Raw genomic sequence first — 21160 nt, forward strand, 5'->3', positions numbered from 1 at the left:
GCCCGGCGTCAGTCGTTCTGCGGGAACCCGAGGTTGAGACCGCCGTGGCTCGGGTCGAGCCAGCGGCTGGTGATGGTCTTGTCCCGCGTGAAGAACTCGACGCCGTGCGGACCGTATGCCTTGGCGTCACCGAACATCGACGCCTTCCAGCCGCCGAACGAGTGGTACGCGACCGGGACCGGGATCGGCACGTTGACCCCGACCATGCCCACCTCCACGTCACGCTGGAAGCGCCGGGCGGCACCGCCGTCGTTGGTGAAGATGGCCGTACCGTTGCCGTAGGGGACCGAGTTGATCAGCTCGACGCCCTCGGCGTAGGACCCGACCCGCACGACCGAGAGGACGGGCCCGAAGATCTCGTCGGTGTACACGGTCGAGGAGGTAGGCACGTTGTCGACCAGGCAGGGGCCGAGCCAGAACCCGTCGGCCTCGCCGTCGGCCCTCACACCGCGGCCGTCGACCACCACGGTGGCGCCGTCCTTGCTCGCCACGTCGAGGTAGCCCGCCACCTTGTCGCGGTGCTCACGTGTGATCAGGGGACCCATGTCGGCCTCGCCGCGGCCGTCGCCGGTGCGGAGCGTGGCCATCCGTTCGGTGATCTTCCCGATGAGGTCGTCGCCGACCGGATCCACGGCCACCAGCACCGAGATCGCCATGCAGCGCTCACCGGCGGAGCCGAAGCCGGCGTTGACGGCCGCGTCGGCGGCGAGGTCGAGGTCGGCGTCGGGCAGCACGAGCATGTGGTTCTTCGCACCACCGAGCGCCTGCACGCGCTTGCCCGCCCTGGTGGCGGTCTCGTACACGTGCCGCGCGATCGGCGTCGAGCCCACGAACGAGATCGCTGACACCTCGGGATGCTCCAGCAGCGCGTCCACGGCCTCCTTGTCGCCGTGCACCACGTTGAAGACGCCGTCCGGCAGCCCGGCCTCCTTCAGCAGCCCGGCCATCCAGCTCGCCGAGGTCGGGTCCTTCTCGCTGGGCTTGAGCACCACCGTGTTGCCGGCTGCGATCGCGATCGGGAAGAACCAGAGCGGCACCATCGCCGGGAAGTTGAAGGGGCTGATGATGCCCACCACCCCGAGCGGCTCCTTCACCGTGTAGACGTCGACGTCGGTGCTCGCGTTCAGCGAGTACGTGCCCTTGGTCAGGTGCGGCATGCCGCACGCGAACTCGACGACCTCCAGCCCGCGCGCGATCTCCCCAGCGGCATCGGACAGCACCTTCCCGTGCTCCGCCGTCAGGATCTCGGCCAGCTCGCTGCGGCGAGCGTTGAGAAGCTCACGGAACGCGAACAGCACCTGCTGCCGCTTCGCGATCGACGCGTTGCCCCAGCTCGTGAAGGCCTTCGCGGCGGCCTGCACCGCGCGGTCCACATCGCCCGCGGTGCCGAACCGCACCTGCTTGGCCACGATGCCCTTGGCCGGGTCGTAGACCGGCCCGCTCCGCGTCCCGGACCCCGCATCCGGGCCGCCGTCGATCCAGTGGTCGAGCATCTCGGTGCCAGTCATGTCAGAGCCTTCCGTCCATCAGGGTGAGGACCTCGTCATAGGTGGCGATCGCCTGCGCGACCTCGTCAGCGGTGACGACGCAGGGCGGCACCACGTGGATGCGGTTGTCGGCCGTAAAGGGCAGCAGGCCCCGCTCGAGCAGCGCGGCCTTGGCGAACGCGATCTCGGCTGCCGGCAGGGGTGCGCGGGTCTCGGCGTCGGCCACCAGCTCCAGCGCCCAGAACACCCCCAGCCCCCGGGCCTCGCCGATCACCGGGTGCCTGTCGGCGAGCTCGGCCAGCGCGGGGCCGAGCACGTCGGCGCCGATCTGCTTGGCGTTCGCCACGATGCCCTCGTGGGCCATCGCGTCGATCGACGCCACGATCGAGGCTGCCGCCAGCGGGTGCCCCGAGTAGGTGAGGCCACCGGGAAAGACCCGGTCGTCGAAGGTCTTCGTGATCTCCTCGGAGATGATCACGCCGCCGACCGGCACGTAGCCGGAGTTGACGCCCTTCGCGAACGTGATGAGGTCGGGGCGCACGTCGTAGTTGTCGAGCGCGAACCACTCGCCGGTGCGACCGAAGCCGGCCATCACCTCGTCGAGGATCAGCATGATCCCGTACTCGTCCGCGAGCGCACGGACACCCTCGAGGTAGCCGGGCGGCGGCGGGATGATGCCGGCGGTGCCGGGGATGGTCTCGAGAAGGATCGCGGCCACGTCGTCGGGACCCTCGACCTGGACGACGCGTCGCAGGTGGTGCAGCGCGCGCTCGGCCTCCTCCTCAGGGGTGGTGGCCCAGAACTCGGTGCGGTACAGGTAGGGACCGAACGCGTGGACGTGGCCGATCGCGTACTCGTTCGGCAGTCGCCGCCAGTCTCCGGTGGCGACCACCGCGCCACCGGTGTTGCCGTGGTAGCTGCGGTAGCGGGAGACGATCTTGCGCCGCCCGGTGTGCAGGCGGGCCATGCGCATCGCGTTCTCGACCGCGTCGGCACCACCGTTGGTGAAGAACACCTTGCTCATGCCCGACGGCGCCTGGGCCAGGATCCGCTTGGCCGCCTCGCCGCGGGTGAGGTTGGCTGTGGCCGGGCCGATCGTGGCGAGCGTGGCCGCCTGGTCCTGGATGGCCGCGACGACCGCAGGGTGCGCGTAGCCGATGTTGACGTTGACGAGCTGGCTGGAGAAGTCGAGGTAGCGCCGCCCGCTGTGGTCCCAGACGGTGCTGCCGCTACCACCAGCGATCGAGATCGGCTTGAGCGAGGCCTGTGCGGACCACGAGTGGAAGACATGGGTCTTGTCGAGCTCGAGCGCCAGGGCGTCGAGATCGTCCAGCCCTGTCTGGGGCACCTCAGTCATGCCAGCGACTCCTCTTTCTCCGGGGCGCGCCGAGAGACGGCGACACCACTGTCGTAGGTCCAGGATGCCCCACCGGCGAGAGGATGGGGGCCATGACGGCGTTCGCGGCTTTCGCGAGGACCGGCCCGGCCGTCACAGATCCGACCCCTGTCCGGTCAAGATCGTGACGGGACCCGAGTCGGCGAGAGGAGGCGGGTCGATGGGTGAGCTGGAGCGGGCGGCAGCCGAGTTCGAGCACGCACGACCACGGCTGTTCGGCATCGCCTACCGGATGCTCGGCAGCATCGCCGACGCCGAGGACGTCGTGCAGGAGGCGTGGATCAGGTGGCAGGGCGTCAACCGCGAGACCGTCCGGGAACCCGTCGCCTTCCTCACCACGATCACCACGCGGCTGTCGATCAACGCCCTGACGTCGGCGCGCGTGCGCCGCGAGACCTACATCGGCCCGTGGCTGCCCGAGCCGGTGAGCACCGAGGACGACCCGTCGCTCGGAGCCGAGAACACCGAGGCGCTGCAGTACGCGGTGCTGATCCTGCTGGAGCGGCTCAGCCCCGCCGAACGCGCCGCCTACGTGCTGCGGGAGGCGTTCGACTACCCCTACGACCGGATCGCGGAGATCGTGGAGAGCAGCACCGCCGCCGCCCGGCAGCTCGTCAGCCGGGCACGCAAGCACGTGGCGGCCGAGCGTCGCTCGAGCGTCGCGTTCGGGGCGCAGCGGCGGCTGCTGGAGACGTTCCTGGCGGCTGCTCGGGCCGGTGACACGGCTGCGCTCGAGCAGCTGTTCGCCGTCGACGTGGTCAGCCGCACCGATGGCAACGGCGTCAAGCTCGCCGCACGCAGGCCGATGAGCGGCAGGGCTCGGGTGGCGGCCTTCGTGGCCTCGTTCTCCAGCCACTTCTGGACCGGCAAGACGATCGACACGGTCGTGGTCAACGGTCAGCCGGGTGTGGCGCTGCGCGAGGCGGGCGTGATCACCACGTTGCTGACCATCAGCGCCTCGGCGAGCGGCATCGACCAGCTGATCTGGGTCATGAGTCCGGACAAGCTGGGCCATGTGGCGACGACGCCGCGGTGACCGGCTCGCCCGCGAGCTGCGGGTCGTGTGGGAGCAGCGTGACCCCACCGAGATCGCCACGATCCTGCATCGTGACGTCGAGCTGGTGGTCGACGGCGGTGCAGAGATCGGTGCGGGCGGTCGCCTCGTGCGGCGTGCGGGGGAAGTCGCGGCCGCCTTGGTCGAGCTACTGCCCCCGGATGGTGCGCTCGCCGTCGCCGGTGTGAACGGCTCGCCGGGGGTGGTGATGCGACGTGACGGACGGGTCGTGGGTGTGCTCTGCCTCGCGACGCGACGGCAGCGGATCGACCGGCTGTGGATGGTGACTGCGCCCGCCAAGCTGGGCCACTGGAACATCACCTGAGCGGCTGCTGTCACAGATCGAACCTCTGCGTTGTCAGGTCTGGTGAGCGCCGGGACCGGCGCACAGTCGAACGACATGAAGGACAGTGACATGAAGATCGTCGTCATCGGTGGCACCGGGCTGATCGGCTCCAAGGTCGTGGCCAAGCTGAGCGAGCACGGGCACGAGGCGGTCGCGGCTGCACCGGCCACGGGCGTCAACTCGATCACGGGCGAGGGCCTGGCCGAGGCCCTGGCGGGGGCAGACGTCGTCGTCGACGTCTCGAACTCACCGTCCTTCGAGCCGGCGGCCGTGCGGGACTTCTTCACGACGTCCACCACCAACCTGATCGTCGCTGAGCGTGAGGCCGGCGTGAAGCACCATGTGGCACTGACGATCGTGGGCACGAACCGGCCGCAGGAGATCGGGTACTTCGCGGGCAAGGCGGCGCAGGAGAAGCTTATCCGCGACTCCGGTCAGCACTACACCCTCGTGCACGCCACCCAGTTCTTCGAGTTCCTCGGCAGCATCGCCGACATCTCCACCGACGGCACCACGGTGCGGCTGCCCGGCGCGCTCGTGCAGCCGATGGCCGCCGAGGACGTGGCGACCGCGGTGGCGCGGGCTGCTGCTGGTGAGCCCCGAGGTGACGTCGAGGTGGCCGGGCCGGAGCAGCTCGGGCTCGACGAGCTCGTGCGCCGCGGGCTCGCCTTCCGCGGCGACCCGCGCCCCGTCGTGCGCGACGACGACGCGCATTACTACGGCGCGCGGGTCGCCGAGCGGACGCTGATCCCGGTCGAGGGCGCCGAGCTCTTCACCACCACCCTCGAGGAGTGGCTGCCCGCCAACCCGGCACCGAGCGCCTGAGGACCCCTCAGTTCCCACCCTCGGCGAGGGTGACGTCGATCGGCTGGAATCCGTCGCCCGTGGTGTCGACGTCGGAGCCGAGGTCGCTGATCGCCTGCTCGATGTAGTCGTTGGAGTAGGCGGTCTCCGGAGGTTCGGCCGTGATCAGGTGCTGGCCCTGCTCGTTGACGGCGGCGAGGGCGCCGGAGACCGTCTGCTCCCACGCGTCGGCATCGATGACACCGATGCCGTTGGCGGAGGGCCAGATCAGCTTGTTCGTCTCGTTCGCCATCCACAGCTCGTGGCTCGGGCCCCATGTGGACCCGGCGGCGATCGTGATCTCCGCGGCCGACTCGACGTTGTCGCGGGCGTACGCCCAGCCCTTGATCACGGCCTTCAGCAAGGAGACGGCGGTCGCCTCGTAGTCGGCGTCGTCGGCGAGGCGGCCCTGGTCGGCCCAGATCGCATCCTGCAGCATGCCGCCCGGGGTCTCCTGGTAGGAGATGACGTCGAACTCCTCGGGCGTGTAGAGCGCGCCCGTGGCGGGGTTCATCGTCTCGAGCACCTGCGCCCACTCGTTGTAGGTCATCGCCTGCGCCGCGTCGATGTCACCCTGCAGGAACGCGTTCATGTTGAAGTCCTGCGTGACGATCTCGACCGTGGTGGAGTCCAGGCCCTCGGCTGCCATCGCGGCGAAGATCTCCCACTCGTTGCCGAAGCCCCACGACCCGATGCGCTTGCCCTCGAAGTCGGCGACCGTGGTGATGCCGGAGTCCTTGAACGCCACCTGCAGCGTGCCCGAGCGCTGGAAGATCTGCCCGATGTTCGTGAGGTTCGCCCCCTGCTCGATCGAGCCGAGCACCTTCGGTACCCAGGCGATGCAGAAGTCGGCGTTGCCGCTGGCCAGGGCGTCCTGAGGCACGATGTCACCACCGGACGGGATGATCTCGACCTCGAGCCCCTCCTCCTCGAAGAAGCCCTGATCGGCGGCTGCGAAGTAGCCCGCGAACTGAGCCTGCGGCAGCCACTGCAGTTGCAGCTTCACCGGGGTGAGCTCGCCGCCCTCACCGCCTCCGCCACCGGTACCGCCACCGTTGCCGCCGCCGGTGTCGCTGCAGGCGGCGAGGAACGCAGCGAGGGTCATGCCGCCCGCGCCCGCGGCGAACGCGCGTCGTGTCATCTTCATGGTGGTGGTCCTTTCGGGGGTGGGTGAGGCATCACGGGGCAGAGGGGAGGCTTAGCGGGCACCGCCGGCGAGCAGCCGGTTGACGCCCCGCTCGAGGGCGACGGTCAGGAGGTACAGGCCGAGCCCGAGCAGGATCGAGGCCCCGACGTACGCCCACGCGCGTGCGTACGCGCTCGTCGCGGCCGATGTCGAGATGAAGGCGCCGAGGCCGCCGCGTGGCCCACCGAAGTACTCGGCCACCAGCGCGGAGATGACGGCGAGCGAGCTGGCCACCCGGAGGCCGGTCACCACGTACGGCGCGGCCGCCGGCAGTGTGAGGAGCCGGAAGGTCTGCGACCCGGAGGCGGCGTAGGCGCGCATGAGGTCGCGGTGCAGGGGCGTGGTCTGCCGGAGCCCGCGGAGGCTGTTGAGGAACACCGGCACGAACGAGGCGATCGCGGCGATCGTGCGGCGACCGATCTCGCTGTCCGCGCCGAACATCGAGTTCAGCACGGGCGCGAGCGCCACGATCGGGACCACGGCCAGCGCCGCGACCACGGGCACGAGCATCTGGTCGAACCAGCGGAACCGGGAGGCGAGGGCCGCCAGCAGCACCGCGAACGCCGCGCCGACGATCAGGCCCAGCACGGCGTTGCTTCCCGTGATCCATGTGGCCTCGGCGATGGGGCCGACGTTCGCCCGCCACTCCCCGACGATCTCGGCGGGGCTCGGCAGGAGGTACGCCGAGACCCCCACGACCCCGACGAGGAGCTGCCACACCCCCAGACCGAGGAGCCCCACGGCGATCGGCACCCCGATGCGAGAGGCCCTGTCCATGCGTGGGCGAGCTCCGCCGTCGAGCACTGACATCAGCGTGCCTCTCGCGCGGCGGCTGTCACAGGTGTGCCGTGGAGGGCTTCGCGCACCTCGGTGACCTTCTCGAAGAAGCCCGCCGTCTCGCGGAGCGCCTCGTCACGGTGGACGTCGCGGCCGATCCCGATGTCGACGACCCCCGTGATCCGCCCGGGCCGCGCCGACAGCACGACGACCCGGTCGGAGAGGAACACCGCCTCCGGGATCGAGTGCGTCACGAACACCACGGCGGCGCCGGACTCGCCGACGATCCGCGCGAGCTCGGCCTGCATCCGCTCGCGCGTCATCTCGTCGAGCGCCCCGAAGGGTTCGTCCATCAGCAGCAGGCGCGGCTGCTCGGCGAGCGACCGGGCGATCGCGACGCGCTGCTGCATGCCACCCGAGAGCTGGTCGGGGTAGCGGTCGATGAAGTCGGTGAGCCCGACCAGCTCGGCCAGCTCGGCGACCCGCTTCTCACGGTCCGGCCTCGCCACGCCGTGCAGCTCCAGCGGGACGCCGATGTTGGCTCCCACGGTGCGCCACGGCAGCAGCCCCGCCTGCTGGAACGCGATCCCGTAGTCCTGGTCACGGCGCGCTTGCGCGGGCGACTTGCCGAAGACCTCGAGCGTGCCCTCGGTCGGGGAGTCGAGGTCGGCGATCAGCCTCATCAGCGTGGACTTGCCGCAGCCGGAGGGACCGATCAGGGAGACGAACTCTCCTGCGGTGATCTCGAGGTCGACGCCGGTGAGTGCCTGCACCTCGCCGTCCCTGGTGTCGAAGGTCTTGCCGATCCCGGTCGCGACCACAGCTGCCTCGCTGCTCGTCTCCTCGGTCGTCGTGCTCATGCGGCTTCTCCACGTCGATAGGTCCTCAAGGCGAGTCCGATCAGGCCCACCAGTCCTGCCGCGACCAGTCCGAGCGCGATCGCGCCGAAGATCGGTGCCCATGCCTTGGCGGGATCCCCGGAGGCCTGACCGGCGAACGAGATGAGCTGGCGGCCGATGCCGTCGAGGTAGCCGGTGGACACCTCGGCGACGACCGTGCCCACCACCGCGCTCGCAGCCCCCAGCCGGAGGGCGGGCAGCAGGTAGGGAACAGCGGCCGGCAGCCGCACCGTGCGCAGCGTGGCCCAGCGGCTCGCGGCGTAGGTGTGCATCAGCTCCAGGTGGGTGCGCTGCGGCGACTGCAGCCCCTTGAGCATCCCGATCGCGACCGGGAAGAACGCCAGATAGCTCGCGATCACCGCGACCGAGAGCCACTGCGGCCACTGCCAGCCCAGGATCTCGATGCGGCTGCCCCAGCTGCGCACCACCGGCGCGAAGGCGATCAGCGGCACGGTCTGGCTGAGCACGATCCACGGCAGCAGCCCGCGTTCGACCACCTGGAAGAACTGCATCAGCAGCCCCAGCCCGACGCCCACCACGGTGCCCACCAGCCATCCGACCGCCGCGATGCCGAGCGAGAGCAGCGCTGCCTCGGCCACGGTCAGCCACAGCGGCGCGGCACCCGCCTGGCTGGTGGTCGGCTCGAGCAGCCGCGCGACCATCTCCCAGGTGTGCGGCATCGCGAGGTCGGTGGTGCGGGGCAGGACCCGGGTGCCAGCGATCACGACGCCGTTCTCGGGTGCGACCGCCTTGTACACCTCCCAGAGCACCGCGACGGAGATGATCCCGAGCAGGCCGAACGCCGTGGCTCGCAGCTGGGCACCACGGGTCCGCGCGCGCGGCCGCCCGGTCCGTAGCGATGCCTGCTCGGTGGTCACGCGCGTGCCTGCTGCGCCGTCATGCCTTCGCCGTCACGTGCTCACGCAGGTGCGGGATGATCGACTCGCCGTAGACCCGCATCGTCTCCTCCTTGTTGTCGTGCTGGAGGTAGACCGCGAACTGGTCCACGCCGATCGCCTTGAGGTCCTCGAGCTTGGCGATGTGCTGCTCGGGGGTGCCGAGGAGGCAGAACCGGTCGACGATGTCGTCGGGTACGAACTCGGCATGCGTGTTGCCGGACCGGCCGTGCTGGTTGTAGTCGTAGCCCTTGCGCCCCTGGATGTAGTCGGTGAGCGCCTGCGGGATGGGGTTGCCGGTGCCGCCGTCGGCGCCGTAACGGGCGACGATGTCCGCCACGTGGTTGCCCACCATGCCGCCGAACCACCGGCACTCGTCACGCATGTGCTGCAGCTGGTCCTCGGATCCCACGTACGCGGGGGCGGCCACGCAGAACGTGATGGCATCGGGGTCGCGGCCCACATCCTCGGCACTCTTGCGCACGGCCTCGATCATCCAGCGCGCGATGTCGACGTCGGCGAGCTGAAGGATGTAGCCGTCAGCGACCTCACCGGTGGTCTTCAGGGCGAGCGGGCCGTACGCGGCCATCCACACCTCGAGCTCCGACGTCCTGGCCCACGGGAACTGCAGCGTCGCGCCGTTGATCTCGACCGCCCGGCAGTTCGCCAGCTCGCGGATCACGTGCGTGGCGTCGCGGACCGCCTGCAAGTTGGCCGGTCTGCCGCCCAGCACCCGCACCGCCGAGTCGCCACGGCCGATACCGCACACGGTGCGGTTGCCGTACATCTCGTTGAGCGTGGCGAAGACGGACGCCGTCACGGTCGCGTCCCGCGTCGAGGGGTTGGTGACCATCGGTCCCACGATCACCCGCCTGGTCTCGGCGAGGATCGCGGAGTAGATGACGTACGGCTCCTGCCACAGCAGGTGCGAGTCGAACGTCCACACGTAGTCGAAGCCGTGCTCCTCGGCCTGCTTGGCCAGGCCCACGGTCCGCCACGCGGGCGGGTTGGTCTGCAGGACGACACCGAAATCCATCAGGTTGCTCCTCAGATCAGGTACTGGCTCAGGCCGCGCTTGAGGTAGCTGCCGTGGCCCGCACGGCCGTGGAACTGCCCGTCGCTGACCAGCACCGCCCCCCGCGAGATCACCACGTCGACGTGGCCGTCGATCTCGAAGCCCTCCCACGCGGAGTAGTCCATGTTCATGTGATGGGTCTTGCCATACCCGATCGAGGTGTGCCCCAACGGGTCGTAGACGACCACGTCGGCATCGGCGCCCGGCGCGATCACACCCTTGCGGCCGTACAGACCGAACATGCGGGCCGGCGTCGCGGACGTCAGCTCGACCCAACGCTCCAGGGTGATCTCACCGGTCACCACACCCTGGTACATCAGGTCCATCCGGTGCTCGATCGAGCCGATGCCGTTGGGGATGGCGCGGAAGTCGCCGGCGCCGAGCTCCTTCTGGTCCTTCATGCAGAACGGGCAGTGGTCGGTGGAGACCATCTGGAGATCGTTGGTCCGCAACCCCTGCCACATCGCGTGCTGGTGACCTTCCTCGCGGCTGCGCAACGGCGTCGAGCACACCCACTTGGCGCCCTCGAACTCACCCCACTCCTGGCTCCGCGCTCCCAGCTGGTCCTCCAGCGACAGGTACAGGTACTGGGGACAGGTCTCGCCGAAGACGTTCTTGCCGCGGTCGCGAGCGGCCGCGAGCTGCTCGACCGCCTGCTTGGCGGACACATGCACCACGTACAGCGGCGCCCCGGTGACGTCGGCGAGCATGATCGCCCGGTGCGTGGCCTCCTCCTCCATCTGCCAGGCGCGTGCGATGCCGTGGTAGTAGGGCGAGGTGTTGCCGGCGTTGTAGAGCTGCTCGGCGAGCACGTCGATCGCGGGGCCGTTCTCCGCGTGCATCATCGTCAGCAGGCCGAGGTCGGCGGCCTTCTGCATCGCCTTCAGGATCTGCGCGTCGTCGGAGTAGAACACCCCGGGATACGCCATGAAGAGCTTGTAGGACGTGATGCCCTCCTCGACGAGGAGCTCCATCGACTTGAGCGAGAGCTCGTCCACGCCGCCGATGATCTGATGGAAGCCGTAGTCGATGGCGCAGTTGCCGCCCGCCTTCTCGTGCCAGGCGGCCAGGCCGTCCTCGACGCGCTCCCCGTAGCGCTGCACGGCGAAGTCGATGATCGACGTGGTGCCACCCCAGGCGGCTGCGGTCGTGCCGGACTCGAAGGTGTCGGAGGCGTTCGTGCCGCCGAACGGCAGCTCCATGTGGGTGTGGGCGTCGATGCCGCCGGGGATGACGTACTTGCCGCTCGCGTCGACGACCTTGTCGACAGAGCCCGCCAGGTCGTGCCCGAGGACGGTGGAGCCGGGTGCCAGGACGGCGACGATCTTCTCGCCGTCGACCAGGACGTCGGCCTCGGTGCGGCCGGTCGCGGAGACAACGGTGCCGCCGGTGATCAGCAGGGTGCTCATCTGCTCTCCTTCCTCAGGCCTGGGCGATGCGCGCGTAGGAGTCGGGGCGGCGATCGCGGTAGAACTGCCAGTCGTCACGCATCTGCTGGACCATGTCCATGTCGAGGTCGCGGATCAGCAGCTCCTCGTGCTCGGCGCTGCCCCGCTCGCCGACGAAGTTCCCGCGCGGGTCGATGACCTGGCTGGTGCCGTAGAAGTTCACGGCCTCCTCGCCGTACTCGTTGTCCTCCAGACCCACCCGGTTCGGCTGCAGCACGAAGTAGCCGTTCGCGACCGCGGCGCACGGTCCCTCGACCTCCCACAGCCGGTTGGACAGCCCCGGCTTGGTCGCGTTCGGGTTGAAGACCATGTGCGCACCGTTCAGCCCGAGCTCGCGCCACCCCTCGGGGAAGTGACGGTCATAGCAGATGTAGACCCCGACCTTGCCGACGGCGGTCTCGAACACCGGGTACCCCTGGTTGCCCGGGCGGAAGTAGAACTTCTCCCAGAACTTCTCCAGGTGCGGGATGTGGTTCTTGCGATACGTGCCCAGGATCGAGCCGTCAGCGTCGACCACGACGGCGGTGTTGTAGTAGACCCCCGTCTGCGCCTCCTCGTAGATCGGCAGCACCGAGACCAGCCCCAGCTCCTTGGCGAGCGCGGCAAACCGCTGCACGATCGGCCCGTCGGCGGGCTCGGCGTAGCGGTAGTACTTCTGGTCCTGCGTGATCCCGAAGTAGGGCCCGTAGAACAGCTCCTGGAACGAGATCACCTGGGCGCCCTGCGCCGCTGCATCGCGAGCGAACTGCTCGTGCTTGTCCAGCATCGAGTCCTTGTCGCCGGTCCAGGTCGTCTGACTGATCGCGGCTCGCACGGTTGCCAACGGAAACCTCCAGTAGGTGGGTCGGAGATGTGATCCGCCCATCATGCTGGTGCCCGTAGATTTCGGGGCCGTTTCCACAGATGCGTGACCGAGGCGTGACCTTGGCGTGACCTCGGGTCCGACGGCGACCTCCAGCCCGTGCGAGTGCTGGCTGCCCGCCCCGGGAGTCCGGCCCGGCAGGCTGGCGCAGTCTGCCCCCTCCACCGGCCCCTACCCCGCGAGTTCGTCGCTGATCGGTGAGTTCGTCGGGTGCTCCCACCGAACTCGCCGGTCTGGACCGCACTCGGCGTCCGGTGCCGGGTCCTGAGGGGCGGGAGGGGTTGCGTCTCCACAGATGCACGCCGATGCACCGTCGTCCACAGCACCCCTCGCGGCCTCGGCGCGGCGGCGTTCTCGCGGGCGACCGTAGGGCATGGCTTCGCACCGCACGATTCCCCTGTACCTGACGTCGTCCTACGGCTTCGACGAGCTGCGACCCGTGCTCCGCAGGGGCGACATCGAACGACTCCGGTACGGAGCGTACGTACCACCCGTTCCGTCTGAGATGAAGCGGTGGCAGGTGGACGCGGCGCACCTCGAGGCACGGTCCAGAGCCGTGGCGAGCACGCTCTCCAGCTGGTTCGCGTTCACGCACGAGACCGCGGCGTTCATCCACGAATGGCCTGGCCCGGTCGCTTCGCACGTCCACATCGGGCAGCGGTTCCGGTCCGGCCCCGGCATGTCGGCCGACATCGTCCGACACTTCTGCCCCGACATCCCCGACGAGGACATCATCGACGTGAAAGGGCTGCCGGTGACCGGGCACGCACGCACAGCGGTCGACTGCGCGCTCGCATACCCACCGTGGATATCGCTCCCGATCGTCGACGCCGCGCTCCGCACCATGGCGAACGTGAGCAGATTCGAACGGGCCGAGTCGATCACGCGCCAGGAACAGTGCCGAGCGGAGCTGCTCGAGCGCCTCGCGCGGCGAGGTCCGGTGCGCCACGTCCGACGTGCTCGCGCCGTCATGGAGCACGCGAACGGGTTCGCCGAGTCAGGCCCGGAGTCGTGGCTCCGTTGGGTCTCGCTCGCCCACGGGTTCCCGATCCCCGAGCTGCAGCTCCCGGTGGGCACCGCACGCGGCATCCTCTACCCGGATCTCATGTGGCCGGATCTCGGACCGCTCATGGCCGAGTACGACGGCATGGACAAGTACGAGGACGACGACGACGACCGTGTGGGCGCTGCGATCGTCGCTCAGACCGACCGTGAGCAGCTGCTGAAGCAGGCCACGAGCGGCGATGTCGTGCGCTTCACGCGGCACGACAAGCGGGACGATCCCGACAAGGCGTTCCGGCGACTGCTTCGAGCGGTGCCGAAGGCCGTGCACCTGGAGCCGCGGCTGGAGCTGATGGATCGCCGAGTTCGCCTGTGACCGTCGGGTTCGTCGCGCAGGAGCCGCAGCCGAGGGCTAACCGTGCAGCGGTCGTACCGAGTCCCGCGGCACCGGTTCGCAGGGGAGGAGCCGATCCGAGTCCGGCAGGGGAGCGCCGTCGTCGAGGTGCGCGATGAGCGCGGACATGGCGGTGGCACCGATCTCATGGTGAGGCAGCGCGATCGTGGTGAGTCCGGGAAGGAGTCGCTGGGCGACGTTCTCGTCGTCGTCGTAACCGACGATCGAGACATCGCCGGGGACGTCCAGGCCGAGCCGCGCCGCCGCGAGATACGCACCGTTCGCCACCCGGTCGTTGGCACAGAGCAGGCCGGTGGGCCGCTGCGGCTGCGACAGTGCCTCCGTGGCGGCCCGGATCCCGTTGGAGATCTCCCACCCTGACCCACTGGTCACGACGCGAGGCGCCGGTGCCCCGACCGCCTCGAACGCGGCGGTGATGCCGGCGAGCCGCCGCGGCATCGCCACCAGGGGCGGGTCGCCGGCCAGCACCACGACATCCCGGTGACCGGCATCCAGCAGCAGCTGCGCAGCCCGGCGGCCGCCCTCGACCTCGTCGGCGATCACGCCCGGGATCACACCGCTGGGGTCGAAGCAGTTCGCCAGCATGGAGGGACGCTCACGCATCTGTGTCGGCGGGTCGTACGTCCGTAGCGACAGCGCGGCGAACATGAACGCATCGACCTCACGGTGCCGCAGCGCCTCGTACGCGGGGCCCTCACGGCTCGCATCTCCGTGGATGTCGACGGTGAGGAGCAGGTAGCCCGCCTCCATCGCGACATCGGTGGCGGCACGGATCAGCTGGCCACCGAACGCCGAGGACGCGATCTGGTCGGTGACCAGCCCGATCGTGTGCGTCCGCTGGTTCCGGAGGCTGCGGGCCACGCTGTGGGGGGTGTAGCCCAGCTCGGCGGCGGCATCGAGGATCAGCTGCCGCTTGTCGGGCGCGACCATGCCGGCGTCGTGCCCGTTCATCACCATCGACACGGCGCTCCGTGCGACCCCGGCGCGCGCGGCCACGTCCTTGGCGGTGGGCTTGCGACTCATGTGCTCGTTCTACAGCCCCAGCCCATGGATCTGCACATCGGTCAGGTCTCCGGCGAGCTCCCACCTCGATCCCGCCGTGGGGTACGCGCGCGTGGTGAAGCTCCCGCCGTTTGCCGTGAACACCTCGACGAGGCTGCCGTCCACGAGGACCCGGCTGACCGCCAGCTCGGCGGGCCAGCACGGCTCGCCGTCGAGCGTGAGCGCCACCGCCCGGGCCGGCTCGGCCACGATCTCGAAGGCGCCGGGCAGGTCGTCGGGATCGGCGCCGCCCACCCGCAGCCCGACCAGCTCGGCCGCGGGCCGGAGCACCACCCGGTCCTCGATCACGCCGAGCTCGCGCGGGTAGGTCAGCACGCCGTGCCACGGCGCCGTGGCGAACCGCTCGCTGCCGTGGTCCGTCTCCCAGGACCACCCCCAGAGCAGTACCCGGCCGTCGACGGCGAGTGCCTGGGGCGCGTAGAACGCGTCGCCCGAGTCGAGTCGGCCCGCTGCGCGGGGCGAGAACGACGGCGCGGCGTCGCCCTCGCGGGCAAGGTCACCCAGGATCCAGCGCACCGAGTCCAGGAGATGCCCGCCGTCGACGTGCCGCCACAGGCTGACGATCAGCACCCAGTCGGTTCCCACCTGCACCAGGCTGGGGCACTCCCAGATGTCGGCCCGGACCGTGTCGGCCACCACCGGGTGGTCGGCGCGCAGCAGCGTGCCGACCTCCTCCCAGCGGGTCAGGTCGTCGCAGGAGTAGAGCAGCACCTCGCCGACGCCGCCCGGCGCACCAGCACCCTGCACAGCCCATCGGTGGCCGTCGAAGGTGAAGATGAACGGGTCCCGCACGTCCGTCAGGGCGGGGTCGCGCGGGAGCCCCGCGACCGGCGGCTCGTCACGGGTGAAGACACGCGCAGCCCGGTCGGACCGCGCCAGCACGGTGCTGGGGCGACCTCCGCCGTCCACACCCGTGAAGACGGCGGTGGGGACGCCGTCGTCGTCGGTGAGGGTCCCCGACCAGCAGCCCTTCTCGTCCGGGCCGCCGGGGCGGGGCGCCAGCGCGATGGGCTCCGTCGTCCAGTGCAGCAGGTCCGAGGAGGACATGTGGCCCCAGTGGATGTCGGAGTGCACGGGCGCGTTCGGGTTGTGCTGGTAGTACACGTGCCAGGTGCCATCGATGCGCGAGCATCCGTTGGGGTCGTTGATCCAGCCGGACGGGGGCCGCCCGTGCAGGGTCGGAAAGGCGGGGTCGTTCACAGAATCTCCAGTCATTTGTTGCTGCCGGCGGTCAGGCCCTCACGCAACGGCTTGTTGCCGATGACGAACACCACCAGCGCCGGGATCATCGAGAGGACGACGCCCGCGAGGACCGTGGCGACGCTGCCGGTGCCCAGGTTGCCCTGGAGCGTCACGAGCCCGAGCGGGAGCGTGAAGTTCTGCTCGCTGATCAGCATGATCAGCGGGCGGAAGAACTCGTTCCAGTGATAGTTGAAGGCGAGGATGCCCACGATCGCCAGGCCGGGGGCGGCGAGCGGTGCGAACACCGAGAAGAACGTGCGGAACGGACCTGCGCCGTCGAGCGCTGCGGCCTCGCCGAGCTCGTGCGGGAGCCCGAGGAAGTACTGCCGCATGAGGAAGGTGCCGAACGCCGTCGGCAGCGCCGGGATGATCAGGGCCAGCAGGGTGTCCGCCAGGCCCATGCCACGGATCAGCAGGAACACCGGCACGATCGTCACCTGCATCGGGACCATCATGGTGGCGAGAACCAGGCCGAACAGCAGGCCCTTGCCACGGAACTCCATCTTGGCGAACACGTAACCCGCCATCGCCGCGGTGATCATCTGCCCGGCGGCGCACAGGCCGGTGACCAGGGCGCTGTTCCAGACCAGGAGCCACATGTCGACCTGCGTGAACACGTCGGCGTAGGCGCCCAGACCGAGCGACGGCTCGCCGCTGGCGGCATCGAGCGGTGTCAGCGAGGTCCACAGGGTCCACACGACAGGGCCGAGGGTGAGGAAGGCAGCGACCGCCATCACGACGATCTTGCCCGCGCTGCCGAGACCGCCACGCTCGCGGTTGCGTCGGATCGGTGGGGTGCTGACCCCAGGAAAGGTTGCAGTAGTCATGTCGGTTCCTCGGCTCAGCTGTAGAAGACGAAGCGGCGGGAGAGGCGGAACTGCAGCGCGGTCACGCCGATGATGATGAGCGTGAGCACGATGCCGATGGCCGACGCGCGACCGAACTCGAGCTGCTGGAAGGCGGACTCGAAGATCACCATCACGGCTGTCCGGGTCGCATCGCCGGGGCCACCGCGGGTGAGCACGTAGGGCTGGTCGAAGATCTGCAGCGCCGAGATGATCGCCATCACCGAGGCCACCAGCACGGTCGGCGACAGCAGCGGCAAGGTGATCGCGCGGAACTGCTTCCAGCCGGTGGCTCCATCGATCGAGGAGGCCTCGTACACATCGCGCGGGATCGAGGCGAGGCCACCCACGAAGAGCAGGAAGGTGAAGCCGAAGTTCTGCCACACGTACACGAGGATGACGACGGCGATCGCGCCCGCTGGCGTGGTCAGCCATCCCACCTCCGGCAGGTTGACCGCTGCCAGCACCTGGTTGACCAGCCCGAACTCGGCGTTGAACAGGTATGCCATCACGAGCGAGACCGAGGCGGCCGACAGGATCAGCGGGAAGAAGAACGCGGACCGGAAGAACGTGCGCAGCCAGGCCGGCATCCGGGACTGCACCAGCAGCGCAAGGAACAGCGCGACCGCCAGCTGCAGCGTCACCGCGATGATCACGAACCCGAAGGTGTTGAGGAACGAGACCCGCACGGTGGGGTCGGTTGCGAGCTCGGCGAAGTTGGCCAGACCCACGAACTGGGGCGAGGTGATGATGTCCCACCGGAAGAACGCGAGCAGGATCGAGCCGAGGATCGGGACCATCGTGAAGAGCCCGAGGCCCAGCAGCGTGGGCGCCAGGAACAGCCAGGTCAGCCACCGCGTGGCACGGCGGTCTGCGCGAGGCACGGATGTGGGTGCGGCCTTGGGAGCTTCGGCGACCGCAGGTGTGGGAGCAACGGTGGCGCTCATGCCGACCTCCTCAGGGCCAGGGCGAGGTCGCGCTGCAGGGTTCCGAGCGCGGATCGGACACCGGCGTCGGAGCCGGCTGTGACGGCACCGACGACGTTCTTGATCAGTGCCGTCTCGACGGCGGCCTGCTGCGGCGGTGCCGGAATGGGTCCGCTGGGCAGTGTGTCGAGGGTGTCGTAGAAGACCTTCCAGTGGGCGGGGCCGATCTCGCCGTAGAGGGACTCGTTGCACATCGAGCGCCGTACCGGGGTGGTGTTGGGCGTGGGGAACGCGAGCTGCATGCCCTCACGCGTGGTGCAGAACTTGATCCACTCCCACGCCTCGTCCTTGCGCTCCGACGTCGACATCATCGCGTAGCCCGCGGCGCCGAACTGGTGCCGCTGGCCCCGCCACTGCGGGAAGAAAGACACGTCGTAGTCGGTGGGGCTCATGCCGCCCTCGGCGAGGCCCTGGACCCAGAACCCGCCCGCGGGTGTCATGCCGATCTGACCCTGGGCGAACCTGGCCACCAGCTCGCCACCGCCGCCCTGGGCGGGGCTGGAGCCCAGTCCCTCGGCGACGATCGTTCGCAGGTAGTCGAAGCTCTCGAACACCCGGGGGTCGTCGGCGTTCGGCTCGAGCCAGCGATAGCCGCCCGAGCGGCCGCTCTCCCCGGGGTAGAAGGTGTCCCAGAGCCAGTCGCCCCCGGGCGCTGTGGTCTCGGCGAGGAAGCTGGTGTCGTTCACGTACAGCCACGGCACCACCCCGCCCCACAGCCGGTTCGTCCAGAAGAACGGGAGGAACGAGCCGGTGCTCGCCCCGCCCATCGCACGCGCGTAGCGCAGGAAGTCCTCGTGGTTCCAGTCGTCCGGCGGCCGCTCGAGCCCGGCGTTCTCCAAGGCGCTAGAGCTGTAGTACACGTTCGCGGCGTTGAAGTCGATCGGCAGCTGGTAGAGGCTGCCCTCGTACATGAAGGACTCGATCAGTGAGGGGTTGACGTCCTCGAAGTAGTCCTTGAGGTCGGCGGCGTCGCGCTTGACGAAGTCGTCGAGGGGGTGCGCGAGCCGGTCCGCGAACAGCTGTGCCCCCTCGGTGGCGACGACGACGACGTCTGGCGGTGTCCCAGCGGCCACGAGGGTGAGGATCTTCGCGAAGAAGTTGCCCCAGTCCTGGCCTTGGATCGGCATGATGCGGACGCCGATGTCGGGGTGCACCTCGTTGAAGGCGGCGACGAGGCTCGCGCGAGCAGCGGCATCCTGGGCGTTGCCGAGGATGGCGACGGTCAGCACGTCATCGCCTCGCCCCGGGATGTCCGAGGCGATGAGGCGTGGAGCCGAGAGCGCGGTTCCGACCGCCCCCAGGCCTGCAAGTCCGAGCACGGCTCGGCGGCTGAGATCCATCCGGTTGCTCCTCACATCGTTGTGGTGCGCGGGTCGCTGCCCGCCGGGCGACCTGAGGATCAGACACGTGTCAGGTCGAGGTGAACGCTAGCGTGACACGGCAACCAGACACGTGTCAAGAGGGGTGGCGACAGCGTCGTGTGCCGACCGTCCCGAGCCCGCCCTGCGCGCCGACCCCCTGCGCGCCGGCCCCGCCCTGCGCGCTGGCCCCGCCCTGCGCGCCGGCCCCGCCCTGCGCGCCGGCCCCGCCCAGTTCGTTGCAGACCGTCGAGTTCGTCGGGTGCACCCACCGAACTGGCCGATCTGGGACGAACTCGGCGGTCAGGGGCAGGCCGAGGGCAGGAGTGCGCGCACGGGGCAGGGGTCGGCTCGGGCCGGAGGCCGCCTCGGGGCTGGGTCAGCTCCGGGTGGGGCGGCGGACGCTGAGCACGGGGAACTCGACGAACTCCCCGACCTTCGCGAGCGGGAGGATCTGCCTGGGCCCGACGGGCATCCGGGAGAGTCCCTCCGCCGTCGAGATCGCGTGCGGGGCACCGAGGATCACCAGGTCGCCGCGTAGCCGCATCCGCCCGCCGCCGGCGGCGCGCAGGTTCTTGAGCCAGTCGACGTCGGACCCGTAGGTGAGCGCGACGGTCACGCTCTCGTCGTCGCGGAATGCCAGCAGCGTGGTGCGGTAGGTGCCTCCCGAGCGGCGCCCGACGTGCTCGATCTCAGCGAACGGCCCGAGCCCGACCAGGTGCCGCAGCGCGCGGTTGGTGACGTGCTTGTTGAGGAGGGCGAGTCGCCTCGGCAGCACCATCGTTCGATCGTGCCACGCAGCGCTCAGGAGCGGGAGCGAACCAGCTCCGTGAGCTCGCTGAGCTGCTGACGCAGCGCGCGAATCTCGCCATCGATGCTCGACGGCGCAGCCGCCGCGGGTGGCTCGGGCTCGGCCGGATCCCCGGTCGGTTCCGCCGCGGCGTCGGCGTCGCTGCGCAGGTGCTGCATCGCGTCGACGATCACGGCGATGAAGAGGTTCAGCACCGTGAAAGCGCTGAGCAGGATGTAGGGGACGAAGAAGACCGGTGCCCACGGGTGGACGTCGAGCATTCCGCGTGCGATCCCGCTCCAGTTGTCGAGCGTCATGATCTGGAAGAGGCTGAACAGGGAGGCGGAGAGGTTGCCGAACTCCTCCGGAAAGGTGTCCTTGAACAGCATCGTGGCCATGACGCCGCAGACGTAGAACAGCAGCAGCAGAAGTGCGCCGATCGACAGAATCCCCGGCACGGCCTTGACCAGCGCCTCGACGACTCGTCGCAGTTGCGGCACCATCGAGATCAGGCGCAGCACTCGCAGCACCCGGAGCGACCGGAGCACGCCGAAAGCCCCCGAACCGGGGATCAGGGCGATGCCCACGACGAGCAGGTCGAACACGTTCCAGCTCGTCCGGAAGAACGCCAGGCGGAATGCGTACAGCTTGATTCCGAGCTCGGCGACGAAGATCGCGAGGCAGATCTTGTCGAGCAGGTGGAGCGCGTCGCCGTACCGGCCCATCACGGCGTCGGAGGTCTCGAACCCGAGTGTCGCGGCGTTGAGAACGATGACGGCGATGATCACGTTCTGAACAGGCGGTGACTCGATCCAGCGGCCCATCGCTGCGCGGCCGAACCAGCGATGCGAGGTTGCCGGCTCGGCTTCAGGGGTTGCCTCGTCGATGGGCGCCGGTCTGTCGGTGCTCGTGGTCGTCATGTACGTCCGCAGCTGCTGGTAGGGGCAGGGCCGACGCAAGAGTGGTGGGTACCGCGCGACCTCGACAAGTGGCAGAACTGCCCGCTCGGGCCCGGGCGCGTTCGGTGCGAGGCTCGACGCCTGCATATCCGAAAGGCTGAGCAATTGAATAACGACGCCATTTCGAAAAGCGTATCGTGCACATTCTGCTAGTCGGTAGGTAAGCCTCTCCTTGCTATCTTTTCGCATCGAAGGCTCCTATTCTGGATAGCAATTGTTTGCCCCGGACCGG

At 69.4% G+C, this 21160-nt stretch carries 20 protein-coding genes; 4 read left to right on the plus strand and 16 right to left on the minus strand.

Annotation, left to right across the window (positions count from 1 at the left end):
* Positions 1 to 8: 8 nt before the first annotated feature.
* Both GPA03_RS20005 and GPA03_RS20010 read right to left on the minus strand, forming a co-directional pair.
* On the minus strand, positions 9 to 1508 hold the full coding sequence (locus GPA03_RS20005; RefSeq protein WP_156253834.1) for a CoA-acylating methylmalonate-semialdehyde dehydrogenase: 1500 nt from the start codon (positions 1506 to 1508) through the stop codon (positions 9 to 11).
* A 1-nt stretch (position 1509) separates the two neighbouring features.
* Entirely contained in the window at positions 1510 to 2844 is a 1335-nt protein-coding gene (locus GPA03_RS20010) for an aspartate aminotransferase family protein (RefSeq protein WP_156253835.1), read from the minus strand.
* A gap of 199 nt (positions 2845 to 3043) precedes the next feature.
* Between GPA03_RS20010 and GPA03_RS20015 the strand changes: the two genes are divergently transcribed.
* From GPA03_RS20015 to GPA03_RS20025, 3 genes are all read left to right on the plus strand, one after another.
* Positions 3044 to 3919, plus strand: coding sequence for an RNA polymerase sigma-70 factor (locus GPA03_RS20015; RefSeq protein WP_156253836.1), 876 nt, complete (start codon positions 3044 to 3046; stop codon positions 3917 to 3919).
* Positions 3897 to 4262 carry a sigma-70 family RNA polymerase sigma factor family protein gene (locus GPA03_RS20020; protein WP_156253837.1) on the plus strand — a complete coding sequence of 122 codons (366 nt, stop codon included), beginning with the start codon at positions 3897 to 3899 and terminating at the stop codon, positions 4260 to 4262. The genes GPA03_RS20015 and GPA03_RS20020 overlap by 23 nt, the downstream gene beginning before the upstream one ends.
* A 75-nt stretch (positions 4263 to 4337) precedes the next feature.
* Positions 4338 to 5108, plus strand: a complete 771-nt coding sequence (locus tag GPA03_RS20025) for an SDR family oxidoreductase (RefSeq protein WP_241681407.1) — start codon at positions 4338 to 4340, stop codon at positions 5106 to 5108.
* Positions 5109 to 5115: 7 nt separating this feature from the next.
* Here GPA03_RS20025 and GPA03_RS20030 read toward each other — a convergent pair whose 3' ends face one another.
* Genes GPA03_RS20030 through GPA03_RS20060 form a run of 7 tightly spaced genes read right to left on the minus strand, consistent with a single transcriptional unit; the run spans position 5116 to position 12230 of the window.
* Positions 5116 to 6273, minus strand: a complete 1158-nt coding sequence (locus GPA03_RS20030) for an ABC transporter substrate-binding protein (protein WP_156253838.1) — start codon at positions 6271 to 6273, stop codon at positions 5116 to 5118.
* Between the two features lie 51 nt (positions 6274 to 6324).
* Complete coding sequence (locus tag GPA03_RS20035; RefSeq protein WP_156253839.1) at positions 6325 to 7089, minus strand: ABC transporter permease; 765 nt, start codon at positions 7087 to 7089, stop codon at positions 6325 to 6327.
* 32 nt (positions 7090 to 7121) lie between these two features.
* On the minus strand, positions 7122 to 7949 hold the full coding sequence (locus tag GPA03_RS20040; protein WP_156253840.1) for an ABC transporter ATP-binding protein: 828 nt from the start codon (positions 7947 to 7949) through the stop codon (positions 7122 to 7124).
* Entirely contained in the window at positions 7946 to 8866 is a 921-nt protein-coding gene (locus GPA03_RS20045; protein WP_156253841.1) for an ABC transporter permease, read from the minus strand. Before GPA03_RS20045 ends, GPA03_RS20040 begins: the two co-directional genes overlap by 4 nt.
* 19 nt (positions 8867 to 8885) lie before the next feature.
* Complete coding sequence (locus tag GPA03_RS20050; RefSeq protein ID WP_156253842.1) at positions 8886 to 9920, minus strand: TIGR03842 family LLM class F420-dependent oxidoreductase; 1035 nt, start codon at positions 9918 to 9920, stop codon at positions 8886 to 8888.
* An 11-nt stretch (positions 9921 to 9931) separates the two neighbouring features.
* Positions 9932 to 11368 carry a dihydropyrimidinase gene (gene hydA, locus GPA03_RS20055; protein ID WP_156253843.1) on the minus strand — a complete coding sequence of 479 codons (1437 nt, stop codon included), beginning with the start codon at positions 11366 to 11368 and terminating at the stop codon, positions 9932 to 9934.
* Between the two features lie 13 nt (positions 11369 to 11381).
* Positions 11382 to 12230 carry a nitrilase-related carbon-nitrogen hydrolase gene (locus GPA03_RS20060; protein WP_156253844.1) on the minus strand — a complete coding sequence of 283 codons (849 nt, stop codon included), beginning with the start codon at positions 12228 to 12230 and terminating at the stop codon, positions 11382 to 11384.
* 412 nt (positions 12231 to 12642) lie between these two features.
* Here GPA03_RS20060 and GPA03_RS20065 point away from each other — a divergent pair, with 412 nt between their 5' ends.
* A complete protein-coding gene (locus GPA03_RS20065) occupies positions 12643 to 13647 on the plus strand; it encodes a hypothetical protein (protein ID WP_156253845.1) in 1005 nt (334 codons plus the stop codon).
* 36 nt (positions 13648 to 13683) lie between these two features.
* Here the strand turns inward: GPA03_RS20065 and GPA03_RS20070 are convergent, their stop codons facing one another.
* From GPA03_RS20070 to GPA03_RS20100, 7 genes are all read right to left on the minus strand, one after another.
* Positions 13684 to 14709, minus strand: a complete 1026-nt coding sequence (locus GPA03_RS20070; protein ID WP_156253846.1) for a LacI family DNA-binding transcriptional regulator — start codon at positions 14707 to 14709, stop codon at positions 13684 to 13686.
* 9 nt (positions 14710 to 14718) lie between these two features.
* Positions 14719 to 15948 (minus strand): glycoside hydrolase family 32 protein, encoded by a 1230-nt coding sequence (locus tag GPA03_RS20075; RefSeq protein WP_162458447.1) that lies wholly within the window; start codon positions 15946 to 15948, stop codon positions 14719 to 14721.
* Between the two features lie 11 nt (positions 15949 to 15959).
* A complete protein-coding gene (locus GPA03_RS20080; RefSeq protein WP_156253848.1) occupies positions 15960 to 16817 on the minus strand; it encodes a carbohydrate ABC transporter permease in 858 nt (285 codons plus the stop codon).
* A gap of 14 nt (positions 16818 to 16831) precedes the next feature.
* Positions 16832 to 17782, minus strand: coding sequence for a carbohydrate ABC transporter permease (locus tag GPA03_RS20085; RefSeq protein ID WP_156253849.1), 951 nt, complete (start codon positions 17780 to 17782; stop codon positions 16832 to 16834).
* Complete coding sequence (locus GPA03_RS20090; RefSeq protein ID WP_156253850.1) at positions 17779 to 19161, minus strand: ABC transporter substrate-binding protein; 1383 nt, start codon at positions 19159 to 19161, stop codon at positions 17779 to 17781. The genes GPA03_RS20085 and GPA03_RS20090 overlap by 4 nt, the downstream gene beginning before the upstream one ends.
* A gap of 397 nt (positions 19162 to 19558) precedes the next feature.
* Complete coding sequence (locus GPA03_RS20095; protein WP_156253851.1) at positions 19559 to 19960, minus strand: nitroreductase family deazaflavin-dependent oxidoreductase; 402 nt, start codon at positions 19958 to 19960, stop codon at positions 19559 to 19561.
* 23 nt (positions 19961 to 19983) lie between these two features.
* A complete protein-coding gene (locus GPA03_RS20100; protein ID WP_206673659.1) occupies positions 19984 to 21117 on the minus strand; it encodes an ion transporter in 1134 nt (377 codons plus the stop codon).
* Positions 21118 to 21160 lie beyond the last annotated feature (43 nt).

This window comes from Pseudactinotalea terrae, assembly GCF_009733845.1.
In the GTDB taxonomy this organism is placed as follows: Bacteria; Actinomycetota; Actinomycetes; order Actinomycetales; family Beutenbergiaceae; genus Pseudactinotalea; species Pseudactinotalea terrae.

Bases quoted from the DNA above. Each gene is read 5' to 3' on its own strand.
- hydA (WP_156253843.1), bottom strand. From the start codon at position 11,368: ATGAGCACCCTGCTGATCACCGGCGGCACCGTTGTCTCCGCGACCGGC.
- GPA03_RS20005 (WP_156253834.1), bottom strand. From the start codon at position 1,508: ATGACTGGCACCGAGATGCTCGACCACTGGATCGACGGCGGCCCGGAT.
- GPA03_RS20100 (WP_206673659.1), bottom strand. From the start codon at position 21,117: ATGCGAAAAGATAGCAAGGAGAGGCTTACCTACCGACTAGCAGAATGT.
- GPA03_RS20010 (WP_156253835.1), bottom strand. From the start codon at position 2,844: ATGACTGAGGTGCCCCAGACAGGGCTGGACGATCTCGACGCCCTGGCG.
- GPA03_RS20050 (WP_156253842.1), bottom strand. From the start codon at position 9,920: ATGGATTTCGGTGTCGTCCTGCAGACCAACCCGCCCGCGTGGCGGACC.
- GPA03_RS20035 (WP_156253839.1), bottom strand. From the start codon at position 7,089: ATGGACAGGGCCTCTCGCATCGGGGTGCCGATCGCCGTGGGGCTCCTC.
- GPA03_RS20025 (WP_241681407.1), top strand. From the start codon at position 4,338: ATGAAGGACAGTGACATGAAGATCGTCGTCATCGGTGGCACCGGGCTG.
- GPA03_RS20040 (WP_156253840.1), bottom strand. From the start codon at position 7,949: ATGAGCACGACGACCGAGGAGACGAGCAGCGAGGCAGCTGTGGTCGCG.
- GPA03_RS20020 (WP_156253837.1), top strand. From the start codon at position 3,897: ATGTGGCGACGACGCCGCGGTGACCGGCTCGCCCGCGAGCTGCGGGTC.
- GPA03_RS20015 (WP_156253836.1), top strand. From the start codon at position 3,044: ATGGGTGAGCTGGAGCGGGCGGCAGCCGAGTTCGAGCACGCACGACCA.
- GPA03_RS20030 (WP_156253838.1), bottom strand. From the start codon at position 6,273: ATGAAGATGACACGACGCGCGTTCGCCGCGGGCGCGGGCGGCATGACC.
- GPA03_RS20090 (WP_156253850.1), bottom strand. From the start codon at position 19,161: ATGGATCTCAGCCGCCGAGCCGTGCTCGGACTTGCAGGCCTGGGGGCG.
- GPA03_RS20080 (WP_156253848.1), bottom strand. From the start codon at position 16,817: ATGACTACTGCAACCTTTCCTGGGGTCAGCACCCCACCGATCCGACGC.
- GPA03_RS20085 (WP_156253849.1), bottom strand. From the start codon at position 17,782: ATGAGCGCCACCGTTGCTCCCACACCTGCGGTCGCCGAAGCTCCCAAG.
- GPA03_RS20070 (WP_156253846.1), bottom strand. From the start codon at position 14,709: ATGAGTCGCAAGCCCACCGCCAAGGACGTGGCCGCGCGCGCCGGGGTC.
- GPA03_RS20095 (WP_156253851.1), bottom strand. From the start codon at position 19,960: ATGGTGCTGCCGAGGCGACTCGCCCTCCTCAACAAGCACGTCACCAAC.
- GPA03_RS20065 (WP_156253845.1), top strand. From the start codon at position 12,643: ATGGCTTCGCACCGCACGATTCCCCTGTACCTGACGTCGTCCTACGGC.